Annotated in this window: 24 protein-coding genes and 1 other RNA gene; 6 read left to right on the top strand and 19 right to left on the bottom strand. The window is 61.9% G+C overall.

The genetic code is table 11. The features are described 5' to 3' along the window. Position 1: 1 nt before the first annotated feature. The 10 genes from murD to rsmI all read right to left on the bottom strand — a co-directional run bounded on the left by murD (position 2) and on the right by rsmI (position 10,329). Positions 2 to 1,348 (bottom strand): UDP-N-acetylmuramoyl-L-alanine--D-glutamate ligase, encoded by a 1,347-nt coding sequence (gene murD, locus V5F23_RS04850; RefSeq protein WP_042729556.1) that lies wholly within the window; start codon positions 1,346 to 1,348, stop codon positions 2 to 4. A gap of 5 nt (positions 1,349 to 1,353) precedes the next feature. Beyond that, positions 1,354 to 2,436: a phospho-N-acetylmuramoyl-pentapeptide-transferase gene (gene mraY, locus V5F23_RS04845; protein WP_042729555.1), complete on the bottom strand. Its 1,083-nt coding sequence runs from the start codon at positions 2,434 to 2,436 to the stop codon at positions 1,354 to 1,356. Beyond that, positions 2,436 to 3,803, bottom strand: coding sequence for a UDP-N-acetylmuramoyl-tripeptide--D-alanyl-D-alanine ligase (gene murF, locus V5F23_RS04840; RefSeq protein ID WP_338497702.1), 1,368 nt, complete (start codon positions 3,801 to 3,803; stop codon positions 2,436 to 2,438). Before murF ends, mraY begins: the two co-directional genes overlap by 1 nt. Continuing rightward, positions 3,796 to 5,259 carry a UDP-N-acetylmuramoyl-L-alanyl-D-glutamate--2,6-diaminopimelate ligase gene (locus V5F23_RS04835; RefSeq protein ID WP_047738220.1) on the bottom strand — a complete coding sequence of 488 codons (1,464 nt, stop codon included), beginning with the start codon at positions 5,257 to 5,259 and terminating at the stop codon, positions 3,796 to 3,798. The genes murF and V5F23_RS04835 overlap by 8 nt, the downstream gene beginning before the upstream one ends. Further along, positions 5,259 to 6,998: a penicillin-binding protein 2 gene (locus tag V5F23_RS04830; RefSeq protein ID WP_172679750.1), complete on the bottom strand. Its 1,740-nt coding sequence runs from the start codon at positions 6,996 to 6,998 to the stop codon at positions 5,259 to 5,261. The genes V5F23_RS04835 and V5F23_RS04830 overlap by 1 nt, the downstream gene beginning before the upstream one ends. Further along, positions 6,998 to 7,291 carry a cell division protein FtsL gene (gene ftsL / locus V5F23_RS04825; RefSeq protein WP_018930128.1) on the bottom strand — a complete coding sequence of 98 codons (294 nt, stop codon included), beginning with the start codon at positions 7,289 to 7,291 and terminating at the stop codon, positions 6,998 to 7,000. The genes V5F23_RS04830 and ftsL overlap by 1 nt, the downstream gene beginning before the upstream one ends. Next, the gene (rsmH, locus tag V5F23_RS04820; protein WP_047738223.1) at positions 7,288 to 8,235 is read right to left on the bottom strand and encodes a 16S rRNA (cytosine(1402)-N(4))-methyltransferase RsmH; all 948 of its coding nucleotides are present in this window, start codon (positions 8,233 to 8,235) and stop codon (positions 7,288 to 7,290) included. Before rsmH ends, ftsL begins: the two co-directional genes overlap by 4 nt. Further along, complete coding sequence (gene mraZ / locus V5F23_RS04815) at positions 8,232 to 8,687, bottom strand: division/cell wall cluster transcriptional repressor MraZ (RefSeq protein WP_003205355.1); 456 nt, start codon at positions 8,685 to 8,687, stop codon at positions 8,232 to 8,234. The genes rsmH and mraZ overlap by 4 nt, the downstream gene beginning before the upstream one ends. 308 nt (positions 8,688 to 8,995) lie before the next feature. Then, an RNA gene (gene rnpB, locus V5F23_RS04810) (RNase P RNA component class A) lies at positions 8,996 to 9,349 on the bottom strand. Between the two features lie 74 nt (positions 9,350 to 9,423). Beyond that, positions 9,424 to 10,329: a 16S rRNA (cytidine(1402)-2'-O)-methyltransferase gene (rsmI, locus tag V5F23_RS04805; RefSeq protein ID WP_042729550.1), complete on the bottom strand. Its 906-nt coding sequence runs from the start codon at positions 10,327 to 10,329 to the stop codon at positions 9,424 to 9,426. A gap of 208 nt (positions 10,330 to 10,537) precedes the next feature. Between rsmI and V5F23_RS04800 the strand changes: the two genes are divergently transcribed. The 4 genes from V5F23_RS04800 (at position 10,538) to V5F23_RS04785 (ending at position 13,993) form a co-directional block, all read left to right on the top strand. Beyond that, a complete protein-coding gene (locus tag V5F23_RS04800) occupies positions 10,538 to 12,349 on the top strand; it encodes a penicillin-binding protein activator (RefSeq protein ID WP_212803428.1) in 1,812 nt (603 codons plus the stop codon). Beyond that, a complete protein-coding gene (locus V5F23_RS04795; RefSeq protein ID WP_042729548.1) occupies positions 12,349 to 12,711 on the top strand; it encodes a YraN family protein in 363 nt (120 codons plus the stop codon). Before V5F23_RS04800 ends, V5F23_RS04795 begins: the two co-directional genes overlap by 1 nt. Positions 12,712 to 12,824: 113 nt before the next feature. Beyond that, the gene (locus V5F23_RS04790; protein WP_042729547.1) at positions 12,825 to 13,418 is read left to right on the top strand and encodes a phosphoheptose isomerase; all 594 of its coding nucleotides are present in this window, start codon (positions 12,825 to 12,827) and stop codon (positions 13,416 to 13,418) included. Continuing rightward, a complete protein-coding gene (locus tag V5F23_RS04785; RefSeq protein ID WP_042729546.1) occupies positions 13,415 to 13,993 on the top strand; it encodes a BON domain-containing protein in 579 nt (192 codons plus the stop codon). The genes V5F23_RS04790 and V5F23_RS04785 overlap by 4 nt, the downstream gene beginning before the upstream one ends. Positions 13,994 to 14,591: 598 nt before the next feature. On the opposite strand, the gene V5F23_RS04780 is transcribed toward V5F23_RS04785, so the two are convergent. The 8 genes from V5F23_RS04780 to rplM form a co-directional block, all read right to left on the bottom strand. Continuing rightward, the gene (locus tag V5F23_RS04780) at positions 14,592 to 14,942 is read right to left on the bottom strand and encodes a hypothetical protein (protein ID WP_338497698.1); all 351 of its coding nucleotides are present in this window, start codon (positions 14,940 to 14,942) and stop codon (positions 14,592 to 14,594) included. A 474-nt stretch (positions 14,943 to 15,416) separates the two neighbouring features. Continuing rightward, on the bottom strand, positions 15,417 to 15,827 hold the full coding sequence (locus tag V5F23_RS04775) for a ClpXP protease specificity-enhancing factor (RefSeq protein ID WP_042732146.1): 411 nt from the start codon (positions 15,825 to 15,827) through the stop codon (positions 15,417 to 15,419). A gap of 16 nt (positions 15,828 to 15,843) precedes the next feature. Beyond that, the gene (locus V5F23_RS04770) at positions 15,844 to 16,461 is read right to left on the bottom strand and encodes a glutathione S-transferase N-terminal domain-containing protein (RefSeq protein WP_042732147.1); all 618 of its coding nucleotides are present in this window, start codon (positions 16,459 to 16,461) and stop codon (positions 15,844 to 15,846) included. Positions 16,462 to 16,619: 158 nt separating this feature from the next. Further along, positions 16,620 to 17,402 (bottom strand): cytochrome c1, encoded by a 783-nt coding sequence (locus V5F23_RS04765; RefSeq protein ID WP_042732148.1) that lies wholly within the window; start codon positions 17,400 to 17,402, stop codon positions 16,620 to 16,622. Next, positions 17,402 to 18,613 carry a cytochrome bc complex cytochrome b subunit gene (locus tag V5F23_RS04760; protein WP_042732149.1) on the bottom strand — a complete coding sequence of 404 codons (1,212 nt, stop codon included), beginning with the start codon at positions 18,611 to 18,613 and terminating at the stop codon, positions 17,402 to 17,404. The genes V5F23_RS04765 and V5F23_RS04760 overlap by 1 nt, the downstream gene beginning before the upstream one ends. Then, positions 18,613 to 19,206 carry a ubiquinol-cytochrome c reductase iron-sulfur subunit gene (gene petA, locus V5F23_RS04755; RefSeq protein ID WP_003205363.1) on the bottom strand — a complete coding sequence of 198 codons (594 nt, stop codon included), beginning with the start codon at positions 19,204 to 19,206 and terminating at the stop codon, positions 18,613 to 18,615. The genes V5F23_RS04760 and petA overlap by 1 nt, the downstream gene beginning before the upstream one ends. A 256-nt stretch (positions 19,207 to 19,462) precedes the next feature. Then, a complete protein-coding gene (gene rpsI, locus V5F23_RS04750) occupies positions 19,463 to 19,855 on the bottom strand; it encodes a 30S ribosomal protein S9 (RefSeq protein ID WP_003228056.1) in 393 nt (130 codons plus the stop codon). Between the two features lie 14 nt (positions 19,856 to 19,869). Next, on the bottom strand, positions 19,870 to 20,298 hold the full coding sequence (rplM, locus tag V5F23_RS04745) for a 50S ribosomal protein L13 (RefSeq protein ID WP_003205365.1): 429 nt from the start codon (positions 20,296 to 20,298) through the stop codon (positions 19,870 to 19,872). A 245-nt stretch (positions 20,299 to 20,543) separates the two neighbouring features. On the opposite strand from rplM, the gene V5F23_RS04740 reads away from it, so the two are divergent. Next, a complete protein-coding gene (locus V5F23_RS04740) occupies positions 20,544 to 21,584 on the top strand; it encodes an NADP(H)-dependent aldo-keto reductase (protein ID WP_338497697.1) in 1,041 nt (346 codons plus the stop codon). 131 nt (positions 21,585 to 21,715) lie between these two features. On the opposite strand, the gene V5F23_RS04735 is transcribed toward V5F23_RS04740, so the two are convergent. Further along, positions 21,716 to 22,852 (bottom strand): acyl-CoA dehydrogenase family protein, encoded by a 1,137-nt coding sequence (locus tag V5F23_RS04735; protein WP_047738234.1) that lies wholly within the window; start codon positions 22,850 to 22,852, stop codon positions 21,716 to 21,718. Between the two features lie 244 nt (positions 22,853 to 23,096). Between V5F23_RS04735 and V5F23_RS04730 the strand changes: the two genes are divergently transcribed. After that, the gene (locus V5F23_RS04730; protein WP_172679749.1) at positions 23,097 to 23,993 is read left to right on the top strand and encodes a GlxA family transcriptional regulator; all 897 of its coding nucleotides are present in this window, start codon (positions 23,097 to 23,099) and stop codon (positions 23,991 to 23,993) included. The last annotated feature ends 18 nt before the right edge of the window (positions 23,994 to 24,011 follow it).

Genomic DNA, 24,011 nt, shown 5'->3' with positions numbered 1-24,011 from the left:
CTCATGCCAAGTCCTCCGCGGCCCGGGCGAACAGCTGTCCGCGTTCTTCGTAATTCTTGAACATGTCGAAACTGGCGCAGGCCGGCGACAACAGGACGGCATCGCCGGGTTGAGCCAGGGCGCGGCATTGCTGCACCGCTTCGTCGAGGGAGGCGACGCGAACCAGCGGCACGGCGTCGCCGAGCGCCTGGGCGATCAATTCGCGGTCACGGCCCATCAGCACCACGGCGCGGCAGTTGGCCGCCACCGGGTCACGCAGGTCCTTGAAGTCGGCACCCTTGCCGTCGCCACCGGCGATCAGCACGAGCTTGCCTTCGATGTCCGCACCCAGCCCTTCGATCGCCGCCAGGGCGGCGCCGACGTTGGTGGCCTTGGAGTCGTTGTACCAGGCCACGCCATCGAGGTCGCGCACCCACTGGCAGCGGTGCTCGAGGCCGGCGAAAGTGCGCAGCGCCGAGAGCATGGCGTCGAACGGCAGGCCGACGGCGTGCCCGAGGGCCAGGGCGGCCAATGCGTTGGCCTGGTTGTGGGCGCCACGGATCTTCAGTTCGCGCACCGGCATCAGGTTCTGGAATTCGAAGGCCAGGTATTTCTCGCCGTTCTCTTCCCGCAACCCGAACCCCTTGAAATCCGGCACGCCCAGGCCGAACGACCAGCACGGCAAGCCCTCGCCCAGCAGCGGACGGGTCAGGGCATCCTGGCGGTTGAACACCACCTGCCGGGCGCCGCGGAAGATCCGGTGCTTGGCCAGGTGGTAAGCCGGCAGGCCGCTGTAGCGGTCCATGTGGTCTTCGCTGATGTTCAGCACGGTGGCCACTTCAGCGCCCAGGTGGTCGGTGGTTTCGAGCTGGAAGCTGGACAGCTCCATCACGTACAGCTCGACGTCGTCACTGAGCAGATCCAGCGCCGGTGTACCGAGGTTGCCGCCCACGGCGACCCGCTTGCCGGCCGCGGCCGCCATCTCGCCCACCAGGGTGGTGACGGTGCTTTTCGCATTGGAACCGCTGATGGCGATGATGGGCGCCTTGGCGTTGCGCGCGAATAGTTCGATGTCGCCGGACAGCTTCACCCCACGGGCCGCAGCCGCTTGCAGGGCCGGGGTCGCCAGGGCCAGGCCGGGGCTCACGTAGAGCTCGTCGGCGCGGCACAGGAACTCGACGTCCAGGTCGCCACAACGCACGTCCACCTGCGGATAGTCACGCCGCAGCGTGGCCAGCTCAGGCGGATTTTCCCGCGTGTCGGCGACGGCAAACGACACGCCCCGGTTCGCCAGGAAGCGAACCAGGGACATGCCGCTCTTGCCGAGGCCGACAACGATGCGGAAATGGTCGGAAGCGATCAGGGACACTCGTTCTACCTCAGTTTCAGGGTGGCAAGGCCGATCAGCACCAGAATCACGGTGATGATCCAGAAACGGACGATCACGCGCGGCTCGGGCCAGCCCTTGAGTTCAAAGTGGTGGTGGATCGGCGCCATGCGGAATACGCGGCGGCCGGTCAATTTAAACGACGCAACCTGAATGACGACTGACAGGGTTTCCATCACGAACACGCCGCCCATGATGAACAGGACGATTTCCTGGCGGACGATGACGGCGATGGTGCCCAGGGCCGCGCCCAGCGCCAGCGCGCCGACGTCGCCCATGAAGACTTGTGCCGGGTAGGTGTTGAACCACAGGAAGCCCAGGCCGGCACCGATCAGTGCGCCGCAGAACACGATCAGCTCGCCCGCCCCCGGTACGTAAGGGATCAACAGGTATTCGGCGAATTTCACGTTACCCGACAGGTAGCAGAAGATCCCCAGCGCGCCGCCGACCATCACCGTCGGCATGATCGCCAGGCCGTCGAGGCCATCGGTGAGGTTGACCGCGTTGCTCGAACCGACGATGACCAGGTAGGTCAGCACGATGAAGCCGGCGCCCAGTGGAATGCTGTAGTCCTTGAGCATCGGCAGGATCAGGGTGGTTTCCACCGGCGAAGCAGCGGTCATATAAAGGAAGATCGCCGCGCCGAGGCCAAACACCGATTGCCAGAAATACTTCCAGCGACTGGGCAGCCCACGGGAGTTCTTCTCGATGACCTTGCGGTAGTCATCGACCCAGCCGATGGCACCGAAAAACAGGGTCACCAGCAGCACGACCCAGACATAGCGGTTCGCCAGGTCGGCCCAGAGCAGGGTACTGATGCCAATGGACGACAGGATCAGCGCGCCGCCCATGGTTGGGGTGCCGGATTTGGACAGGTGCGATTGCGGGCCGTCGTTACGCACCGACTGGCCGATCTGCAGGTTCTGCAAGGTGCGGATCATCCACGGGCCCAGGAACAGCGACAACGACAGCGCGGTCAGCACACCCAGGATCCCGCGCAGGGTCAGGTACTGGAAGACCGCGAAGCCTTTGTAGAACTGTTGCAGGTACTCCGCTAGCAGCAGCAGCATTAATGTTTCTCCATACGGGTGCCGCACAGCGCCGCGACGATGTTTTCCATCGCAGCGCTACGCGAGCCCTTGATCAATAAGGTGGTGTTCGGATCCTGCTCCGCGCCCAGCGCCTGGATCAGCTCGGCCTGGGTGGTGAAGTGCCGGGCGTTCTCGCCAAAGGCGGCGACCGCGTGGGCCATCATCGGGCCGACGGCGTACAACGCGTCGACCTTGCCGCGGGCATAGGCCCCCACATCGTGGTGGCCCTGCTGGGCCCAATCGCCCAACTCGCCGATATCTCCCAGTACCAGCACGGTGCGACCGGTAAAACCGGCGAGGATATCCACCGCCGCGCACATGGACGTCGGGTTGGCGTTGTAGGTGTCGTCGATGACCCGCATGCCGTTGCTGGCCAACTGCGCGACGCAACGGCCCTTGACCGGTTGCACCGCGTTCAGCCCGGCGACGATGCCTGGCAGAGACACGCCCAGGGCATGGGCCGCCGCCGCTGCGGCCAGGACGTTGGCAATGTTATGGGTGCCGAGCAGGTTCAACTGCACCCGCTCGGCCCCGTCGGGGCTGTGCAGGTTGAACGCCGGGCAGCCGCGTGCGTCACGGTCCAGGTCGCTGGCGTAGAAATTGGCGGCGAGGTTGCTCAAGGCAAAGGTCAGCACCTTGCGTTCGCCCGCCCGGGTCTTCCAGATTTCGAAGGCCTTGTCGTCCAGGTTCAGCACGGCGATGCCATCGGCTTGCAGCCCTTCGATGATCTCACCCTTGGCCTCGACGATCTTGTCCGGCCCGCCGAACTCGCCGATGTGGGCGGTCCCGGCATTGTTCAGCACCGCCACGTGCGGCTGGGTCAGGCCCACTGTGTAGGCGATTTCGCCGAGCCGCGAAGCGCCCAGCTCGATGACCGCGGCCGTGTGCTCCGGTGCCAGCTCCAGCAGGGTCAGTGGCACGCCGAGGTCGTTGTTCAGGTTGCCCCGGGTCGCCAGCACCGGCCCACGGGTGCGCAGGATGCTGGCCAGCATTTCCTTGACCGTGGTCTTGCCGCTGGAGCCGGTGATGGCCGCGACCGGGTTGCCATACGCCGCGCGATTCAGCGCACCGAGTTGGCCCAGGGCCTGGCGCGTGTCGTCGACCAGCAACTGTGGCAGCGCGCTATTGGTCACTTCGCGCTCGACCAGCGCCGCGACTGCACCTTTGGTCGCTACGTCGTTCAGGTAATCGTGGCCGTCGAAGCGCGGGCCGGTCAGGGCGACGAACAACTGGCCCGGCGCAATGGCCCGGCTGTCGATGCTGACGCCGTTGAAGGTGGCGTCCGCGGCGATGAGGCGCGCATTCAGGGCGCTGGTCAATTCGCTGAGCGTCAGGGCCTTAAGCATGGGCCACCTCCCACGCGGTCAGGGCGTGATCCGCTTCCACCAGGTCGGAGAAGGCATGGCGCACGCCGTTGATTTCCTGGTAGTCCTCGTGGCCCTTGCCGGCCAGCACGATCACGTCGTCCGCCGAAGCGCCGGCGATCAACTGGGCGATGGCCTGGCCGCGACCGGCCACGAAGGTGACGTTATCCGCCACCGAGAATCCGGCACGGATGTCGTCGAAAATCTGCAACGGGTTTTCGGTCCGTGGGTTGTCATCGGTGACCAGCACGCCGTCGGCCAGCCGCTCGACCACTTCGGCCATCAGCGGGCGCTTGCCGCGATCGCGATCGCCGCCGCAGCCGAACAGGCACAGCAACTTGCCCTTGGCATGGGGCCGCAGGGCCATCAAAACTTTTTCCAGCGCATCGGGCGTATGGGCGTAGTCGACCACCACCAGCGGTTGCGTGCCGCCACCCAGGCGCTGCATGCGCCCGGCCGGGCCTTCGAGCTTGGGCAGGACCTTGAGGATTTCGTCCAGCGCGTAGTCCAGGCCCAGCAAGGCGCCGATGGCGGCCAGTACGTTGCTCAGGTTGAAGCGACCGAGCAAGGTGCTGCGCAAATGGTGTTCGCCCTGGGGCGTGACCAACGTGGCGCGCACGCCCTCGTCATCGAACTGGGCCTGGCGTACATAGAGGTAGGCACCCGCGTCTTCCAGGCTGTAGGTGATCAGCCGGGACTCGTGCGAGTCGGCGGCCAGTTGCCGGCCGAACGCGTCGTCGATGTTGATGACCCGGCATTTCAGGTCATTCCAGGCGAAGAGCTTGGCCTTGGCTTCGCCGTAGGCCTGCATGGTGCCGTGGTAGTCCAGGTGATCGCGGGACAGGTTGGTCAGCACGGCGACATCGAACGCCAGCGCGGTCACGCGTCCCTGATCCAGGCCATGGGAGGACACTTCCATCGCGACGGCCTTGGCACCGGCCTTCTTCAGGTCGGCCAGGGTCGCTTGCACGGCGATCGGGTTCGGCGTGGTGTGCAGGCCGCTGGCCAAGGCGCCATGGAACCCGCTGCCCAGGGTTCCGACAATGCCGCAGTGCTGGCCGAGCAGGTCCAGGGCCTGGGCCACCAGTTGGGTCACGCTGGTCTTGCCGTTGGTGCCGGTCACGCCAATCAGGTTCAGGTGGCGGCTCGGGTCGCCATAGAAGCGCCCGGCGATGTCCGACAGTTGGGCCGCCAGGCCCTTGACCGGAATCAGCGGGACGTCGGTGATCGGCAACACCGTCGCGCCCTGCACTTCATAGGCCACGGCCGCCGCGCCACGCTGGAGGGCGTCGGCGATATGGGCACGGCCATCGAAACGGGCGCCCGGCACCGCCAGGAACAGATCGCCGGCACGCACATTACGACTGTCCAGGGCCAGCTCGCGAATCAGCAGGTCGTGCCCGGCATGGGCAAAAATCTTGTTCAGGCTCAGGGACATCAGCCGCGCCCTCCTTCGGCTTTCAAGGGAACGACCGGTGCGGTACTGGCTTGCTGCGTCGGCGGCAGGTTATCCGGCGTGATGTTCATCAGGCGCAGGGTGCCGGACATCACTTTGCTGAACACCGGCGCCGAAACCAGGCCACCGAAGTAACCAGCCTTGCTCGGTTCGTCGATGACCACGACGATGGCGTAGCGCGGATCGCTCATCGGACCGAAGCCGGCAAACAACGAACGGTAGGAGTTCTCGGCATAGCCCTTGGTGCCCACGGAAGTCTTGCGGGCCGTACCGGATTTACCGGCGACATGGTACGCCGGCACCTGGGCACGGAAGACGCCCCGGGGCGCCTCGATCACCTGTTGCAGCATGCCCTGCATGGTCTTCGCGACGTTCTCCGGGATCACCTGGGTGGTCTGCGGGGCCTTGTCGGTCTTGATCAGGGTCAGCGGCGCGATGCGCCCGTTGTTCGCCAGCGCGGAAAACGCGTGGACCAACTGGATCGCTGTCACCGAAACGCCGTAGCCGTAGGACAGCGTGGCCGTCTCGGCCTTGCGCCAGTCGCGGTAGTTGGGCAGGTTGCCGACCCGTTCGCCCGGGAAGCCCAGGCCGGTGTCCTGGCCGAGGCCGATCTTCTGCGCCAGGCGGTAGATGGTCTCGCCGCCAATGTCGAAGGCGATCTTGCTCATGCCCACGTTACTGGAGTTGATCAGGATGCCGGTCAGGTCGAGCACCGGGCCTTCGGTCTTGGACACGTCACGAATGGTGTATTTGCCGATCTGCAAAGTGCCTGGGTACACCTCGACGGTATCGCTCGGCTTCCAGCGACCGGTTTCCAGGGCGGCGGCCATCGACACGGCCTTCATGGTCGAACCCGGCTCGAATACGTCGATCATCGCGCGGTTGCGCATCATCGCCGGCTGCAGGTTGCGACGGTTGTTCGGGTTGTAGGTCGGCTGGTTGACCATGGCCAGGATCTCGCCGGTCTTCACGTCCATGATCACCAGGCTGCCGGCCTTGGCACCGTTCTCGACGATGGCATTGCGCAGTTCGCGGTTGGCCAGGTATTGCAGGCGCAGGTCAATGGACAACGCCAAGGGCTTGCCGGCCTTGGCGTTTTTGGTGACCTGGACATCCTTGATCAGCCTGCCGCGCCGATCCTTGATGACCTGGCGCTTGCCGGCGACGCCAGCGAGCCATTCATCGTAGGCCAGCTCGACCCCTTCGCGGCCGCGGTCATCGATGTCGGTAAAGCCGACCATGTGGGCCGTGACTTCACCGGCCGGGTAGAACCGCCGGAACTCTTCGATGCCATAGACGCCCGGCACTTTCAGGTCGAGCACGCTCTGGCCTTGCTCAGGCGTCAGCCCGCGCACCAGGTAGATGAATTCTTTATTGGCCTGGGCTTCAAGACGTTCCGCCAGGGCCTTGGGGTCCTGCCCGAGGGCGGCTGCCAGCGCTGGCCACTTCTCCTTGGCCAACTGCATTTCCTTGGCGTTGGCCCACAAAGTGGTCACAGGCGTACTCACCGCCAACGGCTCGCCATTGCGGTCGGTGATCAGGCCACGGTGGGCCGGGATCGGAATGTGCCGCACGCTGCGGGCGTCGCCCTGCCCCTTGAGGAAGTCACGGTCGACGACCTGCAGGTCGATGATGCGCCAGGAAATCGCCGCCACCATGATCCCGAGCAACCCCAGGACCAGGCGGAACCGCCACGGGAACAATGCCCCTTCGAGCTTCATCATGGCGCCACCATCTGCACTTCGGCAGCGCCGGGAATGCGCATTTTCAGTTGTTCGGTGGCCAGTACTTCGATGCGGCTATGGGCGGTCCAGGTGCTCTGCTCCAGGATCAATCGCCCCCACTCGGCCTGCGCCTTGTCGCGCACGCTGAGTTCGTTGTAGAGGGTATTGAGCAACTGCCGGTTCCAATGTGCGCTATAGGACACGCCGATGGCCGACACGAGCACGCCGATGAACAGCAGCAGCATGAAAAAGCTGCCGCCTGGCAGGGGCTTGGCGAAGAGCTTGCTCACCGCAACTTCTCCGCGACACGCATGACCGCACTGCGGGCACGCGGGTTGGCCTTGAGTTCGGCTTCGGAGGCGAACTGCGCCTTGCCGTGGATCTTGATTTTCGGCACAAAGGCTTCGAAACGCACCGGCAGGTTGCGTGGCAGATTATCGGCCTCGCCCTTGGTGAGCTTGCGCATGAACAGCTTGACGATGCGATCTTCCAGGGAGTGGAAGCTGATCACCACCAGCCGGCCGCCGACTTCCAGGGCGTCGAGCGCCGCTTCGAGGCCGGCCTCGAGGTCGCCCAGTTCATTATTGACGTGAATGCGCAAACCCTGGAAAGCCCGGGTCGCCGGGTTCTTGCCCTTCTCCCAGGCCGGGTTGGCAACCTTGAGCACCTCGGCCAGATCGCCAGTGCGTTCGAAAGGCTTGATGTCGCGGCGCTCGACCACGGCACGAGCCATGCGCCCGGAGAAACGCTCTTCACCGTATTCCTTGAAGACGCGGGCGATTTCTTCTACCGAGGCGGTGTTGACGAATTCGGCGGCGCTGATGCCCCGGGACGGGTCCATGCGCATATCCAGCGGGCCGTCGTTGAGGAAACTGAAACCGCGCTCCGGGTCGTCCAACTGCGGCGAAGACACGCCCAGGTCGAGCAACACGCCACTGACCTTGCCGGCCAGGCCGCGCCCAGCGACCTCCGCGCCCAGCTCGGCAAAGCTGCGCTGCACAACGACAAAGCGGCCGTCTTCGGCCGCCAGCGCTTGCCCGGTGGCAATCGCTTGAGGATCTTTGTCGAATCCCAGCAGGCGACCACCCGGCCCCAGCTGGCTGAGGATCAACCGGCTGTGCCCGCCGCGACCGAACGTGCCGTCCAGATAGCAGCCATCAGGACGTACCGCGAGCGCCTCGACGGCCTCGTCAAGCAGTACGGTGATGTGGTTAAAGCCGCTATCAGTAGTCACAGGATCAAATCACGCAGTTCGTCAGGCATGGCGCCCGGTTGTTGAATAGCAGCAAGGTCAGCGGCAGAAACCGCATTCCAGGCATCTTCGTCCCATAGCTGGAACTTGTTCAACTGGCCGACCAGCATCGCGCGCTTGTCCAACTTGGCGTATTCGCGCAGACGCGGTGGAACCAGGAAACGACCGCTGCCGTCGAGCTCGAGATCGACGGCATTACCGATCAGCAAACGCTGCAGCCGGCGGTTTTCTTCACGCAGCGAAGGCAGTGCGCGCAGTTTGGTTTCGATGATTTCCCACTCATCCAGAGGGTAAACGCACAGACATGGGTCAACGGCGTCGATCGTGACGATTAATTGTCCCGAACTTCGCGAAACGAGCTCGTCACGATACCGGCTCGGCATGGCGAGACGGCCTTTTGCATCGAGACTGATAGCGTTGGCTCCGCGAAACACGTCAGCGTTTCTCCACTTTTTGGCGTTTTACCTTCAAAAAAACCCACTTCATGCCACTTTCCGCCACTTGCGCACACTATAGGAATGCGCCCACCGCACCGTCAAGGCACGGATTGCAGGAAAAGCCTTATAGATCGGAGATTTAGGAGCGTTTCAGAAGGGTTAACGGGAATCTGACGTAGGAATTTTCACCCCAACCCGAGCAGGCACAGGAAGCTGCGCGCACAAGTTAAAGTGATTTATTAAGAGTAAGATTTTTTTGGTCTTAGGAATTGCGTCTGCCAGTGATTCAGGCAGGAAGGGAAAAGGTGGAGAGTCGATCTGTAAGCCGGGTTCTGTCTTGAACAGTCATTCGTCTACGATGGCCATCACTGGACATCTTTAGCAACCTACCCGGTCCCAGCGCGGGCCACGCCTTGGGACCCTATTTGGTCTTGCTCCAAGTGGGGTTTACCTAGCCACGAACTGTTGCCAGCCGTGCGGTGCGCTCTTACCGCACCTTTTCACCCTTACCGGCGCCGAAACGCTTAGGCGGTTATTTTCTGTGGCACTTTCCGTAGGCTCACGCCTCCCAGGCATTACCTGGCACTTCGCCCTATGGAGCCCGGACTTTCCTCCCCCCTCTAATTCTCATAGAGGGCAGCGACTGTCCGATCGACTCTCCGCCGCGAAGGTTAACGGTAGAGCGCCCGAAGAACAAGCGCTAAAAGCCTTTGGCCAGCCCGGCGCCCCGGTTTCATTGCCCCTTCTGTTTATCCAGCGCGACCTGGTACAACACGTTCTTGCGCTCGCCGGTAATCTGCGCCGCGAGGGCAGCGGCGCGCTTGAGCGGCATTTCCTCCAGCAGCAGGTCGAGGATGCGCATCGCTTCGCTGCTGACCGCATCTTCACTGTCCGGCGGCGTCCAGCCCGCCACCAGCACGACGCACTCACCGCGCTGCTGGTTGCTGTCGCTTTCGACGAAGGCGCGCAACTGCGCCAGGGGTAAGCCTTTGAGTGTCTCGAAGGTCTTGGTCAATTCGCGGGCCAGCAACGCCGGCCGCTCGGCACCGAATACCAGCTCCATGTCCTGCAGGCATTCGAGGATGCGGTGCGGCGCTTCATAGAAGATCAGTGTGCGCGGCTCTTCCTTTATAGCCTCCAGGCGCGCCCGACGCCCCACCGCCTTGGCCGGCAGAAAGCCTTCGAAGATGAAACGATCCGACGGCAGGCCCGCCGCCGACAATGCCGCGATCAAGGCGCACGCCCCCGGCACCGGCACCACGTTGATGCCGGCGGCGCGCGCCTGGCGCACCAGGTGATAGCCTGGGTCGGAAATCAGCGGTGTGCCCGCGTCGGAGATCAGCGCGACGTTGTCACCGGCCAACAGCCGGGTAATGAAACGGCTGCCTTCGTCTCGCTCGTTGTGCTCATGGCAGGCCGCCAACGGCGTGGAGATGCCGAAATGCTGCAGCAGGCGCTGGGAATGGCGCGTGTCTTCGGCGGCGATGAGGGCCACGTCCTGCAGGATTTTCAGCGCCCGGGCGCTGATATCGTCCAGGTTGCCGATGGGCGTCGCCACCACATAAAGCGAGCCGGCAGCGGAATTCAAAGCACCTGGAGCAGTCAAAACGCACACCTCATGATCGGTAAAAGCCGCCATTGTAGCGTGTGCAGGACGTCTCAGTTGCTCACATTAGGCGTTGTGGCGAGGGAGCTTGTTCCCGCACCACAGGGCAATACCTGTCTTTTGTGCTGCACCGCACTCTTTGAAATACCTAAATTGACCGATTCACGCCACTAACATCGCGCCCCGGCCAGTGCTTGGGTACAATTCGACGCTAATTTGATCTCGTATCAGGAACACTTACATGATCGCTTGCCTGCGGCTGTTCTCCGCCCTCTGCCTCGCTGCCCTCCTGGCGGCCTGCGCCAGCTCGCCCTCCTCCAGCCTTGGCGAACTTCCACGGACCCCGGATGCCAGTATCGAGCAGTTGCTCGAACAGGCCGCCCAAAGCAAAACGCCGGAAAAAGCCGCGCTGCTGCGCCTGAGCGCCGCCGACCTGGCCTACCGCCAGGGCAATGCCGGCCAGTCCGCGCAGATCCTGCAACAAGTACCGATGGAACAACTCAAGCCCGGCCAGCAGATTTTCGCCAGCACGCTGTCGGCCGAACTGGCGATGACCCGCAACCAGCCCAAGGCCGCCCTGACGGCACTGAGCCATCCTAGCCTGCAACACCTGAGCGAAATGCCGGTGGAGCAACAGGTCCGCACCGGCACCGTACGTGCCCGCGCCCTGGAGGCCGACGGCCAGACCCTGGCCGCCGCCAAGGAACGCATCTTCATCGCGCCCCTGCTGGAGAACGACGCAGCGGCAAAGAACCACGAAGCCATCTGGTCGCTGATCGCCTCGCTGCCCACCGACCAACTGCAACCGATCTCCAACGATGACCTGGGTGGCTGGCTGAGCCTGGCCCAGGCGGTGAAGACTGCCGGCACCCTGGAACAGCAGCAGGCGGCCATCGATCACTGGCGCGAACAGAATCCAAAGCACCCCGCCGCCCTTCAACTGCCGACGCCACTGGTCAAGCTCAAGGCGCTGGCGAGCCAGCCGCTGAGCAAGATCGCCCTGCTGCTGCCGCAGAACGGCCCGCTGGCCTCGGTCGCCAAGGCGCTGCGCGAGGGCTTCCTGGCCGCCCATTATCAGGCCCAACAAGCCGGGCAGAACCCGCCGGGCATCCAGCTGTATGACAGCTCCAGCCTGACCTCCATGGACGAGTTCTACCGCAAGGCCCAGGCCGACGGCGTGCAATTGGTGGTCGGCCCGCTGGAGAAACCCTTGGTCAAGCAGATCAGCGCCCGCGCGCAATTGCCGATCACTACCCTGGCGCTGAACTACAGCGAAGGCGAGCAAGGTCCCGCCCAACTGTTCCAGTTCGGCCTGGCGCCTGAGGATGAAGCCCGCGAAGTGGCCCGTCGCGCTCGCGCCGACGGTCTGCACCGCGCCGCCGTCATGGTGCCGAAGGGTGAATGGGGCGACCGCGTCCTGAAAGCCTTCAGCCAGGACTGGCAGGGCAACGGCGGCACCATCATCGCCACTGAACGCGTTGACCAACCGGTGCAACTGGCCCAGCAGATCGCCGACATGTTCCAACTGCGCCAGAGCGAAGGTCGCGCCAAGAGCCTGCAGAACACCGTGGGCACCAACGTTGCCGCCCAGCCGTCCCGCCGCCAGGACATCGAGTTCATCTTCCTGGCGTCGACGCCGCAGCAGGCCCAGCAGATCAAGCCGACCCTGAACTTCCAATACGCCGGTGACGTGCCGGTCTACGCGACGTCCCAGGTGTTCAGCGCCAGCGGCGACCAGAACCAGTACAACGACATGAACGGCATTCGCTTCTGCGAGACGCCATGGTTGCTCGACGCCAACGATCCGCTGCGCAAGCAGGTCACCGCCCAGTGGCCGCAGGCCGGTGGCAGCCTGGGCCGCCTGTACGCGATGGGTGTGGACGCCTACCGCCTGGCACCTCGCCTGGGCCAGCTCAAGGCACTGCCGGACAGCCGCATCGAAGGCCTGTCGGGCAGCCTGGCCGTGTCCCCGTCCCAACGCATTCAACGCCAGTTGCCGTGGGCCCAGTTCGTCAACGGCCAGGTACAGCGCTTGCCGGACACCCAGCGCTGATGCCCGACCGATCACGCCAGCAAAGCGGACGGGATGCCGAGGGCCAGGCCCTCGCGCATCTCCAGCAACAGGGCCTGCGGCTGGTCGCGCAGAACTGGTTGTGCAAACGCGGCGAGCTTGATCTGGTCATGCTTGACGGCGATACAGTAGTATTCGTTGAAGTTCGCTACAGAAAAAATACCCAATGGGGTGGCGCGCTCGACAGCATCGACGCGCGCAAGCGCCAGAAGCTGGTCTTCGCTGCACAGTATTTCCTGCAACGCGAATCTCGCTGGGCCGATCACCCCTGCCGCTTCGACGTGGTTGCCATCGACAGCAACGCCGATCAGCTGAACTGGCTGCAGAACGCTTTCGACAGTTGAACGGTCGACGCCCATGACCAGCCGAGCCGGAAACCTTCACTCAACTTATTGCTCTTTGCTTTGCGGGCCGCACATGTTTGTGCCGATAAGCCGCGCTACTTAAGGTCACACAGATGGACATGCAATCGCGAATTCGCCAGCTTTTTCAGGCCAGTATCGACACCAAGCAACAGGCGATGGACGTACTTGCACCACACATCGAGCAAGCCAGCCAGGTGATGGTCAACGCCCTGCTCAACGAGGGCAAGATGCTGTCGTGCGGCAACGGCGGCTCGGCCGGCGACGCCCAGCACTTCTCGTCCGAACTGCTCAACCGCTTCGAACGCGAGCGCCCGAGCCTGCCAGCCATCGCGCTGACGACCGACAGCTCGACGATCACCTCGATCGCCAACGACTACAGCTACAACGAAGTCTTCTCCAAACAGATCCGCGCCTTGGGCCAACCTGGCGATGTGCTGCTGGCTATTTCCACCAGCGGCAACTCCGCCAACATTATTCAAGCGATCCAGGCCGCACATGATCGCGAAATGATTGTCGTAGCATTGACCGGGCGCGACGGCGGCGGCATGGCTTCACTGCTGCTGCCTGAAGATGTCGAGATCCGCGTACCGGCCAAAGTCACCGCACGTATCCAGGAAGTCCATCTGCTGGCGATCCACTGTCTCTGCGACCTGATCGACAGCCAAATATTCGGGAGTGAAGAATGACCCCTAATCGCCTGGGCCTTCTGGCCCTGACCCTGTGCCTCGGCATCAGCGGCTGCACCTCGGTGGTTAATGCCAGCCGGGAGAAGCCGATCGAGGACGACCGTGGTACCCGTACCTTCGGCAGCAAGATCGACGACTCGCTGATCGAAACCAAGGCCGGCGTGAACATCGCCAAGGCCGACCCGGACCTGGACAACAACTCGCACATCGTCGTGACCAGCTTCAACGGCGTTGTGCTGCTGGCCGGCCAGACCCCGCGCGCCGACCTCAAGGCCAAGGCCGAACAGGCCGCCAGCTCGGTGCAGCGGGTCAAGACCGTGCACAACGAACTGCAGGTCCTGCAACCGTCTTCGCTGCTGGCCCGCCAGAACGATGCCTGGCTGACCACCAAGATCAAGACCCAGATGCTCACCGACGCCAGCATTCCTGGCTCGCGGATCAAGGTTGTGACTGAGAATGGCATCGTTTATCTGCTGGGGTTGCTGACCAAGCAGGAGGCCGCTCAGGCGACCAATCTGGTTCAGGGGGTGTCTGGGGTGCAGAAGATTGTGAAGTTGTTTGAGTATATTGACTGAGGGGAGAGGCGGTTCTTGATGCTGCGCTTGGTTTGACTGGAAAAACGGTGCTTCTTTATAGGGGGGCGCCGTTTTTTTTGAGGGAGTGGTTTGTGTGAATATCCGTTTCTTCGGTAACGGCTGCTTGGGGTTCCGCCGTTACGGCGGGTCACTTTTGGAAGAGCCCGGAGTGCCGGCCAGCCAAAAGTAACCAAAAGCGCTTTGCCCCACCACTGGGCACCTCGCCTAGGCTCGGTGTTCCCTCACTCCGGCATTGCTCCGTGGGCCCGCCGCGAAGGGCCATCCATGGCCCAGCGCGGCTATCCCGGCATCCATGCCGGGATGCCCACTGCGCAATGCCTGCGTTCGGCCCTTGTGGTTAATGGGGCGCCTAAGATCAAAAGCCAAAGCAAAAGCAAAAGCCAGAGCAGGAGCGAGGCGGCCTAATGGCTGACCTGACTTTCCGGCTGCACCTCAATCCAACTGTGGGAGCGGGCTTGCTCGCGAAGACGGCCTCACAGCCGACCTATCTCTCCCGGCTGTACCTAAGTCCAACTGTGGGAGCGAGCTTGCTCGCGATTGCAGTGTGTCAGCCAACATCAATGCTGCTGACCTGACGCTATCGCGAGCAAGCTCGCTCCCACAGAGGGCTACGCTGAATACCAAGCGCCAAATGACGCCGCGAGCCTTCCAGGTCGAATGCGAGTTCGTTGGCCATGGCGTCCGCCGAGGACAGGGTTTCGCTCAGATTGGCGAGCAAGCATTCGTTATCGAGGCCTTTCACGACGGTGAATACCTGGCCCGGTTTTGGTTCGTCTTGGGACTTATCCAACTTCGGCAGCAAGTAGCGATCAAGCACGCGTTGGGTGGTTTCGTCTTGCTGCTTGGCTTTGGATTTTGCGGACGGCGAGGAAGGCACAGCCCTCGCCACAGGGGGTGGGTGTCGCAATCCAGGGCTGTGCTTGACCATGGCATTCGATTTACCGGAAATACACCTTGAGAGATTGGGTGGCTGTCAGACCGTCTTCGCGAGCAAGCTCGCTCCCACAGGATTCAGCTACGGCCGGAAAAGTCAGACCGACCGTTAGGCCGCCTCGCTTTGGCTTAGCTTTGGCTTTGGCTTTGGCTTTGGCTCTGGCTCTGGCTCTGGCTCTGGCTCTGGCTTTTGATCTTAGACGCCCCATTAACCACAAGGGCCGAACGCAGGCATTGCGTAGTGGGCATCCCGGCATGGATGCCGGGATAGCCGCGCTGGGTCATGGATGACCCTTCGCGGCGGGCCCACGGAGCAATGCCGGAGTGAGGGAACACCGAGCCTTGGCGAGGTGCCCAGTGGTGGGCAAGGCGCTTTTGGTTACTTTTGGCGCCTTATCCAAAAGTGACCCGCCGTAAGGGCGGAACCACAAGCAGCCATTACCAAAGAAACGGATATGTATACCAATCCTTACTTCACCACCTTAAGACTAGGCCGCCCACTAGGCCGTGGCGGCTCATCATCCGGCGGCAAGTCCTCGTCGGCCTCGAAGGCCTCCTCGCCGTCCAGCGGCGTTTCGAGCTCGAACACCATGCCCTGGCCGTTCTCCCGAGCATAAATCCCCAGGATCGCGGCGATAGGCACGAACAGCGTGTGCGGCACGCCCCCAAAGCGCCCTTCGAAACTCACGGCGTCGTTGTCCATGTGCAGATGGCGCACGGCAGCCGGCGAAACGTTCAGGACAATCTGCCCGTCATTGGCAAACCCCTGTGGCACCTGCACCGATGGATACTCGGCGTTGACCAGCATGTGCGGGGTACAGTCATTGTCCACAATCCACTCGTAGAGCGCGCGGACCAGATAAGGTCGACTGGAGTTCATAGCGGCTCCTTAAGCCTTAGCGCATGTCGCGTTCGACGCCAGACAGACTCGCCTGGAAAGCCTCACGCGCGAATTGGCGCTCCATATAATCAAGCAGCGGCTTGGCAGGCCGCGGCAGTTCGATACCCAGGACAGGCAATCGCCAGAGTATGGGTAATAGGCAGCAATCCACCAGACTTTGTTCCTCACTGAGAAAGAACGGCTTGTCGATGAACAGCGGCGATACGCCCGTCAGGCTTTCACGCAACTCTTTACGAGCCACGACCCGCGCAGGCTCCTTGGTCCGTGGGTCCAGGATCTGGTCCACCAACCCGCACCAGTCTCGCTGGATGCGATGCATCAGCAAACGACTGTTGGCACGCGCGACAGGGTACACCGGCAGCAAAGGCGGATGCGGATAACGCTCATCCAGGTATTCCATCACCACGGTCGACTCCCACAACGCCAGGTCGCGATCGACCAGCGTAGGCAGGCTGCCGTAAGGGTTCACCTCGATCAGTTTTGGCGGCTGACGGCCCGCTTCGACGTAGATGATCTCGGCGCTGACACCCTTCTCGGCCAGTACGATGCGTACCCGGTGGGAATAGTGGTCGGCGGGGTCGGAGTAGCAGGCCAACCGATTGGTCACGCCCATGGCGATCCTCCTCGCTTGTAGAAATTTTCGAAAAACGGAAAAACGAGCGCGCCCAGAGGGCGCCTCCCGTAACGCCTGGCCGACCAGGCTCGTTACACTTTCAGAGACGCCCTTGGGCGCGCACGATTAACAGCAACGGCTTACAGCTTACAGCTTTATCAATGCACGTCTTTCCAGTATTCACGCTTGAGCAGGTAAGCGAATACGAAGAAGAACGCCAGGTACAGCAATACATACGTACCGATGCGCTGATGCTCCAGCTTCACCGGGTTGGCCGAGTAGGCCAGGAAGGTCACCAGGTTCTTGACCTTCTCGTCGAACTGCTCAGGGGTCAAGGTGCCGCTGTTCGGCACGATGGTCAACTGATCGCAGGCTTCGTGAGTCAAGGCGGTGCCGGTCAACGGGTCGAATTGCTTCTTGCCGTTCTCGACGATCTGCACCTGTTTGCAGCCTACCACTTGGCGACCCTGCAGGCCGACCAGGACGTTAGGCATGCCGACGTTCGGGAAGACCTTGTTGTTCACGCCCCATGGACGCGCAGGATCTTCGTAGAACGACCGCAGGTAGCCGTAGAGCCAGTCGGTGCCACGCACTCGCGCCACCAGGGTCAGGTCGGGCGGCGCCGCGCCGAACCAGGTCTTGGCATCCGAAGGCTGCATGCCGACGGTCATGTGATCGCCCAGCTTGGCACCGGTGAACACCAGCTTCTCCAGCATCACTTCGTGGGGAATGCCCAAGTCATCGGCCACACGCTCGTAACGTTGGAACTTGGCGCTGTGGCAGCCCATGCAGTAGTTGGCGAACGTACGCGCGCCGTCCTGCATGGCGGCTTTGTCGGAAACGTCGATGTCGACTTTTTCCAGCTCAGGACCACCGTGTTCAGCCGCGAAGGACAGTACAGGCATGGCAGCAAGAATCAGTACAGCAAATAGCTTTTTCATCAGCCAGTCACCCTTTCCGGAACCGGTTTGGTCTTCTCGAGCCTGGTATAGAACGGCATCAGAATGAAGTAGGCGAAGTACAGGAAGGTGCACACCTGCGAAAGCAGCGTACGTTCCGGTGTCGGTGCCAGTACGCCCAGCACACCCAGGATCACGAACGAGATGCAGAACACCACCAGCCAGATTTTGCTCAGCCAGCCTTTGTAGCGCATCGACTTGACCGGACTGCGGTCCAGCCACGGCAGGACGAACAGCACGGCGATGGCCGCGCCCATGGCGATAACACCCAGCAGCTTGTCCGGAATCGCCCGCAAGATCGCGTAGAACGGCGTGAAGTACCAGACCGGGGCAATGTGCTCAGGGGTCTTGAAGGCGTTCGCCTGTTCGAAGTTCGGCTTCTCGAGGAAATACCCACCCATCTCCGGGAAGAAGAACACGATGGAGCAGAAGATGAACAGGAAGACCACCACACCAACGATGTCCTTCACGGTGTAGTACGGGTGGAAGGCGATGCCGTCCAGCGGTACGCCGTTTTCGTCCTTGTGTTTCTTGATGTCCACGCCGTCCGGGTTGTTCGAGCCGACTTCGTGCAGCGCCAGGATGTGCAGCACCACCAGGCCAAGGATCACGATCGGCAGGGCGACCACGTGCAGGGCGAAGAAGCGGTTCAGGGTGATGCCGGAGATCAGGTAGTCACCACGAATCCACTGGGTCAGGTCGTTGCCGATGACCGGGATCGCACCGAACAGCGAGATGATCACCTGGGCGCCCCAGTAGGACATCTGGCCCCACGGTAGCAGGTAGCCCATGAAGGCCTCGGCCATCAGCGCCAGGTAGATCAGCATGCCGAAGACCCACACCAGCTCACGCGGTTTCTGGTACGAACCGTAGAGCAGGCCACGGAACATGTGCAGATAGACCACGATGAAGAACGCCGAGGCGCCGGTGGAGTGCAGCAGACGCAGGATCGAACCGTACTCGACGTCGCGCATGATGTATTCGACAGAAGCGAATGCTTCTTCCGCCGACGGGGTGTAGCTCATGGTCAGCCAGACACCGGTGACGATCTGGTTGACCAGAACGAGCAGCGCCAGGGAGCCAAAGAAGTAGAAGAAGTTGAAGTTTTTTGGAGCGTAGTACTTGCTGAGATGGTCTTCCCACATCTTGGTCGCGGGAAAGCGCGCATCAACCCAATCCATTAGCTTGCTCATCACGCTTTCTCCGTATCGACGCCGATGACAATGATGTCGTCGGTCTCATAGGAATGCGGGGGAACTGGCAGGTTCAACGGTGCAGGCTGCGACTTGTAGACGCGACCGGCCAGGTCATAGTGGGAGCCGTGGCAAGGGCAGAAATAGCCACCGACCCAATCCTTGCCCAGGTCGGCCGGGGCCACTTCGGGACGGAACGTTGGCGAGCAACCCAGGTGCGTGCAGATCCCGATCAGTAGCAGGACTTCCGGCTTGATCGAACGCGTTTCAGGATTGACGTATTCCGGTTGGACCGAGTTCTTGGAGGATGGGTCGGACAGCTGACCCTCGATCTTTTTCAGATTCCCCAGGATTTCCTCTGTACGGCGGACGATGAACACCGGCTGGCCGCGCCACTCAGCAATCATCTGCTGGCCTGGCTCGATCTTGCTGACATTCACTTTCACCGGTGCACCTGCAGCTTTCGCCTTGGCACTGGGAAACCATGACCCCACGAACGGGACCGCAGCCCCCACCGCTCCTGCAGCACCCACCACGGATGTGGCTGCTACCAGGAAGCGACGCCGGCCTGCATTCACGCCGTCATTGCTCATTCAGTCCTCTCCCATCAGCTTTGTGGCCTGTTAGATCAGGCGTCTACTAAGTAAAAATCTGAACTTATAAAAATTTTGCCGAATGGTAATGAAAAGCCCCAATTCTGACAAGGTAATTACCAAGCGGCCAAACCGCTAAGCCTTGTAGTATAGGGGTTCTACGAATGTGGCAAGTTGTCACAGAGCAATTCTTTCACGCATAAAAAAACGCCCAGCTCCGTGAGGAACTGGGCGCCTTTTGAAAGCGGAAGCGAAATTAACGCTTCGAGTACTGCGGACGCTTACGCGCTTTACGCAGACCGACTTTCTTACGTTCAACTTCACGAGCATCGCGAGTCACGAAGCCGGCTTTGCGCAGGGCGCTACGCAGGGTTTCGTCGTAGTCCATCAGGGCGCGAGTGATGCCGTGGCGGATTGCGCCAGCCTGGCCACTTACACCACCACCGATAACGGTGACGTAGATGTCGAATTTTTCGACGGTCTCGGTCAGTTCCAGCGGCTGACGAACTACCATGCGGGCAGTTTCGCGGCCGAAGAAATTATCCAGGGAGCGGTTGTTGATGGAGATATTACCAGTGCCCGGACGCAGGAAAACGCGTGCGGTTGCAGTCTTGCGACGGCCAGTGCCGTAATTTTGAGTCGCCGACATAATGAACTATTCCGTTAAAACTTCAGTTCTTGGGGCTGCTGAGCAGTATGAGGGTGAGCAGCGCCCGCATAAACCTTCAGCTTACGATACATGTCGCGACCCAGCGGGTTCTTAGGCAGCATGCCTTTAACCGCGGTCTCGATCACGCGCTCAGGGGCCTTGGCGATCAGCTTTTCAAAGTTGATCGACTTGATGCCGCCAGGAAAACCGGAGTGGGAGTAGTACATTTTGTCAGTGGTTTTAGCGCCAGTAACACGTACTTGCTCAGCGTTGATCACGACGATGTAGTCGCCGGTGTCAACGTGAGGGGTGTACTCAGGCTTGTGCTTGCCACGCAGACGGCTCGCGATTTCGGTGGCCAGACGACCCAGGGTCTGACCAGCAGCGTCGACGACGAACCAGTCGCGCTTTACTGTTTCCGGTTTAGCAGTAAAAGTTTTCATTCTTTATAGCCTCAGGGGCCGCCCTGTAAATTAGACGGCGGATCTTACTGAATAGTGCGTACTTTGACAAGTCAAAGGCAGCCGGATACAGACGCTTTCGGGGGCTCGGGTCGGCGCGTCCGTTCAACGGCAAGATTCTTCGGCGGCGGGGCATCACTTCCACTGCAGAAAGAGGTGCGCAATTATGCAGATTGCGAAAACTTTTTCAACCTGCTTTTATGATTGTTTTGCCCAAGGAGGTCCCGATGGACTATCGCCAGCTAGGCCGTACCGATCTGAACGTGAGCGCCCTGTGCCTCGGCACCATGACCTGGGGTGAGCAGAACAGCGAGGCCGAGGCCTTCGCCCAGATCGAGCGCGCCAAGGGCGCCGGCATCAATTTCATGGACACCGCCGAGATGTACCCGGTCCCGCCGAAGGCCGAGACCTATGCCACCACCGAGCGCTACATCGGCAATTATTTCAAGAGCCGCGGCGACCGCGCCGACTGGATCCTGGCGAGCAAGATCGCCGGCCCGGGCAACACCATCGACTACATCCGCGACAAGCAGCTCAAGCATAACCGCCGGCACATCGTCGAGGCCGTGGACGCCAGCCTCAAGCGCCTGCAAACCGACTGGATCGACCTCTACCAACTGCACTGGCCGGAACGCAGCACCAATTTCTTCGGCCAACTGGGCTACCAGCACAAGGCCGACGAGGACTTCACCCCGCTGGAGGAAACCCTCGAAGCCCTGGACGAACAGGTGCGCGCGGGCAAGATCCGCCACATCGGCCTGTCCAACGAAACGCCCTGGGGCACGATGAAGTTCCTCGCCCTGGCCGAAGCCCGGGGCTGGCCGCGCGCCGTGTCGATCCAGAACCCCTACAACCTGCTCAACCGCAGCTTCGAGGTCGGCCTGGCGGAAATCGCCATCCGCGAACAGTGCGGGCTGCTGGCCTACTCGCCCTTGGCGTTCGGCTTCCTGTCGGGCAAGTACGAAGGAGGCGCACGACCCGCCAAGGGCCGCCTGAGCTTGTACAGCCGCTTCACGCGCTACTTCAACCCGCAATCGGAAGCGGCGTGCAGCCGTTATGTGGCGCTGGCCCGGGAGCACGACCTGGACCCGGCGCAGATGGCGCTGGCGTTCGTCACCCAGCAGCCGTTCGTAACCAGCAACATCATTGGCGCCACCACGCTGGAACAACTGGACAGCAACATCGCCAGCGCCGACCTGAAGCTCTCGAAGGAAGTCCTGGCAGGGATCGAGGCGATCCACAAGGATCATCCGAACCCGGCGCCTTGATCACCCGGTAAAAGCCTTCGCGAGCAAGCCCGCTCCCACAGGGTTTTGTGTCTGAACACTCTTTCGTGATCGACGCAGGACTCCTGTGGGAGCGGGCTTGCTCGCGAAAGCGATCCCGAACTCACCGAAAATCAAAGCGACCGCGCAATGATCTCCTTCATGATCTCGTTCGTCCCGGCATAGATCCGCTGCACCCGCGCATCGGCCCACGCCCGGGCAATCGGGTACTCCCACATGAAGCCGTAACCGCCGTGCAACTGCACGCATTCGTCGAGCACCTTGCATTGCAGGTCAGTGCCCCAGTACTTGGCCATCGCCGCCGTCGGCACATCGAGCTTGCCCTGCAGGTGCAACTCCAGGCAGCGATCGACGAAGACCCGGCCAATCTGAATCTCGGTGGCCATTTCCGCCAACTTGAAGCGGGTGTTCTGGAAGTCCGCGATGGATTTGCCAAACGCCTTGCGGTCACGGGTGTAGTCAAGGGTCCATTGCAGGGCCGCTTCGGCCGAGGCCAGGCCGCCGATGGCGACGGTCAGGCGCTCCTGGGGCAGTTCCTGCATCAAGTAGGCAAAACCCATCCCGGCTTGCCCGAGCAGGTTTTCCTTTGGGATGCGGACATCCTGGAAGAACAGTTCCGACGTGTCCTGGGCCTTCATGCCGACTTTTTCCAGGCGCTTGCCCTTCTCGAAGCCCGGCGTCCCCGCCTCCACCAGGAACAGGCTGGTGCCCTTCGCACCGGCCTTCGGATCGGTCTTGGCGACGACAATCACCAGGTCCGCCAGGAAGCCATTGGTGATGAAGGTCTTGGAACCGTTGATGACGTATTCGTCGCCCTCCAGCACCGCGGTGGTCTTCACGCCCTGCAGGTCGGAGCCGGCGCCAGGCTCGGTCATGGCAATGGCCGTGACCATCTCGCCAGACACCAGCTTCGGCAGGTACTTGTGCTTCAGCGCTTCGCTGCCGTAATGCAGGATGTAGGGCGCGACGATGTCGGAGTGCAATGAGAAGCCGATCCCGGTCAGGCCCAGGCGGCCGATTTCCTCGATCACCACCGTGCTGTAGAGAAAATCGGCCTCAAGCCCGCCGTATGCCTCGGGCAGGTGGGAGCACAGCATGCCCGCCTCCCCTGCCTTGTTCCAGAGCTGGCGGTCCACATGCCCCTGCTTTTCCCACTGGCTGTGGTACGGCACGGCTTCTTTTTCAAGGAAGGTTCGTACGCTGTCACGAAACAATTCGTGCTCGGGGCTGAACAGGGTTCTCGGGATCATGGGGCACCTTTCGTTATTGTTCGACGTGGTTATCCAACAGAGCCTAAGCCGGCGAAGAATGACAGGACACTGGACACATCCGACAAAAAATAAGACGATCCAGCCGTTTGGTGACCACTTTCCCCTATAAAAATAAAGATGAATTATGTCCATGCACGTCTCCACGCCCTTGCGGCGCGTCAGTATCCTGGCCATCGACCGGGTCTTCGCCTTCACCCTCATGCAAGCCAAGGACTTCTTCTACCTGGCCAGCCTGCGCTACGGCAAACAGCTGGGCCTGGGCCTGACACCGGCGTTCGAAATCCGCCTGGTCAGCCCGGACGGCAAACCGGTCAACAGTTTCAGCGACGTGATCATGCCGGTGGACGGCGGCCTGGAAGACACTGACGTCATCATCCTTCCGGCGTTCTGGGATGACTTCCAGGCGCTGTGCCAGCGCTATCCGCAGATCCTGCCCTGGCTGCGCGAGCAGCACGCTCGCGGCGCGGTGCTCTGCGGCGAAGCCACCGGGGTGTTCTGGCTGGCCGAAGCCGGGCTGCTCGATGGCAAGGAGGCGACCACCTACTGGCGCTTCTTCAACGCGTTCAAGGAGCGTTTTCCCCAGGTCCACCTCAACCAGGACAAGCACCTGACCGACGCCGACAACCTGTTCTGCGCCGGCGGCACGACATCGGCGTGCGACCTGTACATCTATCTCATCGAACGCTTCTGCGGCGCCAACGTGGCCCAGGCGGTGGCGCGGGATATTCTGTATGAAGTGCAGCGCAGCTACTCACCCGGGCGGATCGGCTTCGGCGGGCAGAAGCTGCACCAGGACGTGATCATCCTGCAGATCCAGCACTGGCTCGAAGAACACTTCGCCGACAAGTTCCGCTTCGAGGACGTTGCCCGCGAGCATGGCATGAGCATCCGCAACTTCATGCGCCGCTTCCAGACCGCCACCGGAGACAAGCCACTGCATTACCTGCAACGGCTGCGCATCGAAACGGCCAAGGGCCTGCTCTCCGGCAGTCGCAAGAGCATCAAGACCATCAGCTACGAAGTGGGCTACGACGACGCGAGCTTTTTCGCCCGCCTGTTCCGTCAACACACCGACCTGTCACCGAACCAGTATCGGCAGCAGTTCCAGCAGGCGGCGTAGCCCGGAGGCTTGGCAACG

Origin of the sequence: Pseudomonas sp. WP18 (genome assembly GCF_036689585.1) — a bacterium.
Classification (GTDB): domain Bacteria; phylum Pseudomonadota; class Gammaproteobacteria; order Pseudomonadales; family Pseudomonadaceae; genus Aquipseudomonas; species Aquipseudomonas chlororaphis_E.
The sequence above is the reverse complement of the archived record's forward strand: the minus strand, read 5'-3'. Positions and strand labels throughout refer to the sequence as shown.

What these genes read in the sequence shown, in the direction of transcription:
- mraY (WP_042729555.1), bottom strand. Translation starts at nt 2,436, where the DNA reads ATGCTGCTGCTGCTAGCGGAGTACCTGCAACAGTTCTACAAAGGCTTC.
- murF (WP_338497702.1), bottom strand. Translation starts at nt 3,803, where the DNA reads ATGCTTAAGGCCCTGACGCTCAGCGAATTGACCAGCGCCCTGAATGCG.
- V5F23_RS04835 (WP_047738220.1), bottom strand. Translation starts at nt 5,259, where the DNA reads ATGTCCCTGAGCCTGAACAAGATTTTTGCCCATGCCGGGCACGACCTG.
- V5F23_RS04830 (WP_172679750.1), bottom strand. Translation starts at nt 6,998, where the DNA reads ATGAAGCTCGAAGGGGCATTGTTCCCGTGGCGGTTCCGCCTGGTCCTG.
- rsmI (WP_042729550.1), bottom strand. Translation starts at nt 10,329, where the DNA reads ATGGCGGCTTTTACCGATCATGAGGTGTGCGTTTTGACTGCTCCAGGT.
- V5F23_RS04800 (WP_212803428.1), top strand. Translation starts at nt 10,538, where the DNA reads ATGATCGCTTGCCTGCGGCTGTTCTCCGCCCTCTGCCTCGCTGCCCTC.
- V5F23_RS04795 (WP_042729548.1), top strand. Translation starts at nt 12,349, where the DNA reads ATGCCCGACCGATCACGCCAGCAAAGCGGACGGGATGCCGAGGGCCAG.
- V5F23_RS04790 (WP_042729547.1), top strand. Translation starts at nt 12,825, where the DNA reads ATGGACATGCAATCGCGAATTCGCCAGCTTTTTCAGGCCAGTATCGAC.
- V5F23_RS04785 (WP_042729546.1), top strand. Translation starts at nt 13,415, where the DNA reads ATGACCCCTAATCGCCTGGGCCTTCTGGCCCTGACCCTGTGCCTCGGC.
- V5F23_RS04780 (WP_338497698.1), bottom strand. Translation starts at nt 14,942, where the DNA reads ATGGTCAAGCACAGCCCTGGATTGCGACACCCACCCCCTGTGGCGAGG.
- V5F23_RS04775 (WP_042732146.1), bottom strand. Translation starts at nt 15,827, where the DNA reads ATGAACTCCAGTCGACCTTATCTGGTCCGCGCGCTCTACGAGTGGATT.
- V5F23_RS04770 (WP_042732147.1), bottom strand. Translation starts at nt 16,461, where the DNA reads ATGGGCGTGACCAATCGGTTGGCCTGCTACTCCGACCCCGCCGACCAC.
- V5F23_RS04765 (WP_042732148.1), bottom strand. Translation starts at nt 17,402, where the DNA reads ATGAAAAAGCTATTTGCTGTACTGATTCTTGCTGCCATGCCTGTACTG.
- V5F23_RS04760 (WP_042732149.1), bottom strand. Translation starts at nt 18,613, where the DNA reads ATGAGCAAGCTAATGGATTGGGTTGATGCGCGCTTTCCCGCGACCAAG.
- petA (WP_003205363.1), bottom strand. Translation starts at nt 19,206, where the DNA reads ATGAGCAATGACGGCGTGAATGCAGGCCGGCGTCGCTTCCTGGTAGCA.
- rpsI (WP_003228056.1), bottom strand. Translation starts at nt 19,855, where the DNA reads ATGTCGGCGACTCAAAATTACGGCACTGGCCGTCGCAAGACTGCAACC.
- rplM (WP_003205365.1), bottom strand. Translation starts at nt 20,298, where the DNA reads ATGAAAACTTTTACTGCTAAACCGGAAACAGTAAAGCGCGACTGGTTC.
- V5F23_RS04740 (WP_338497697.1), top strand. Translation starts at nt 20,544, where the DNA reads ATGGACTATCGCCAGCTAGGCCGTACCGATCTGAACGTGAGCGCCCTG.
- V5F23_RS04735 (WP_047738234.1), bottom strand. Translation starts at nt 22,852, where the DNA reads ATGATCCCGAGAACCCTGTTCAGCCCCGAGCACGAATTGTTTCGTGAC.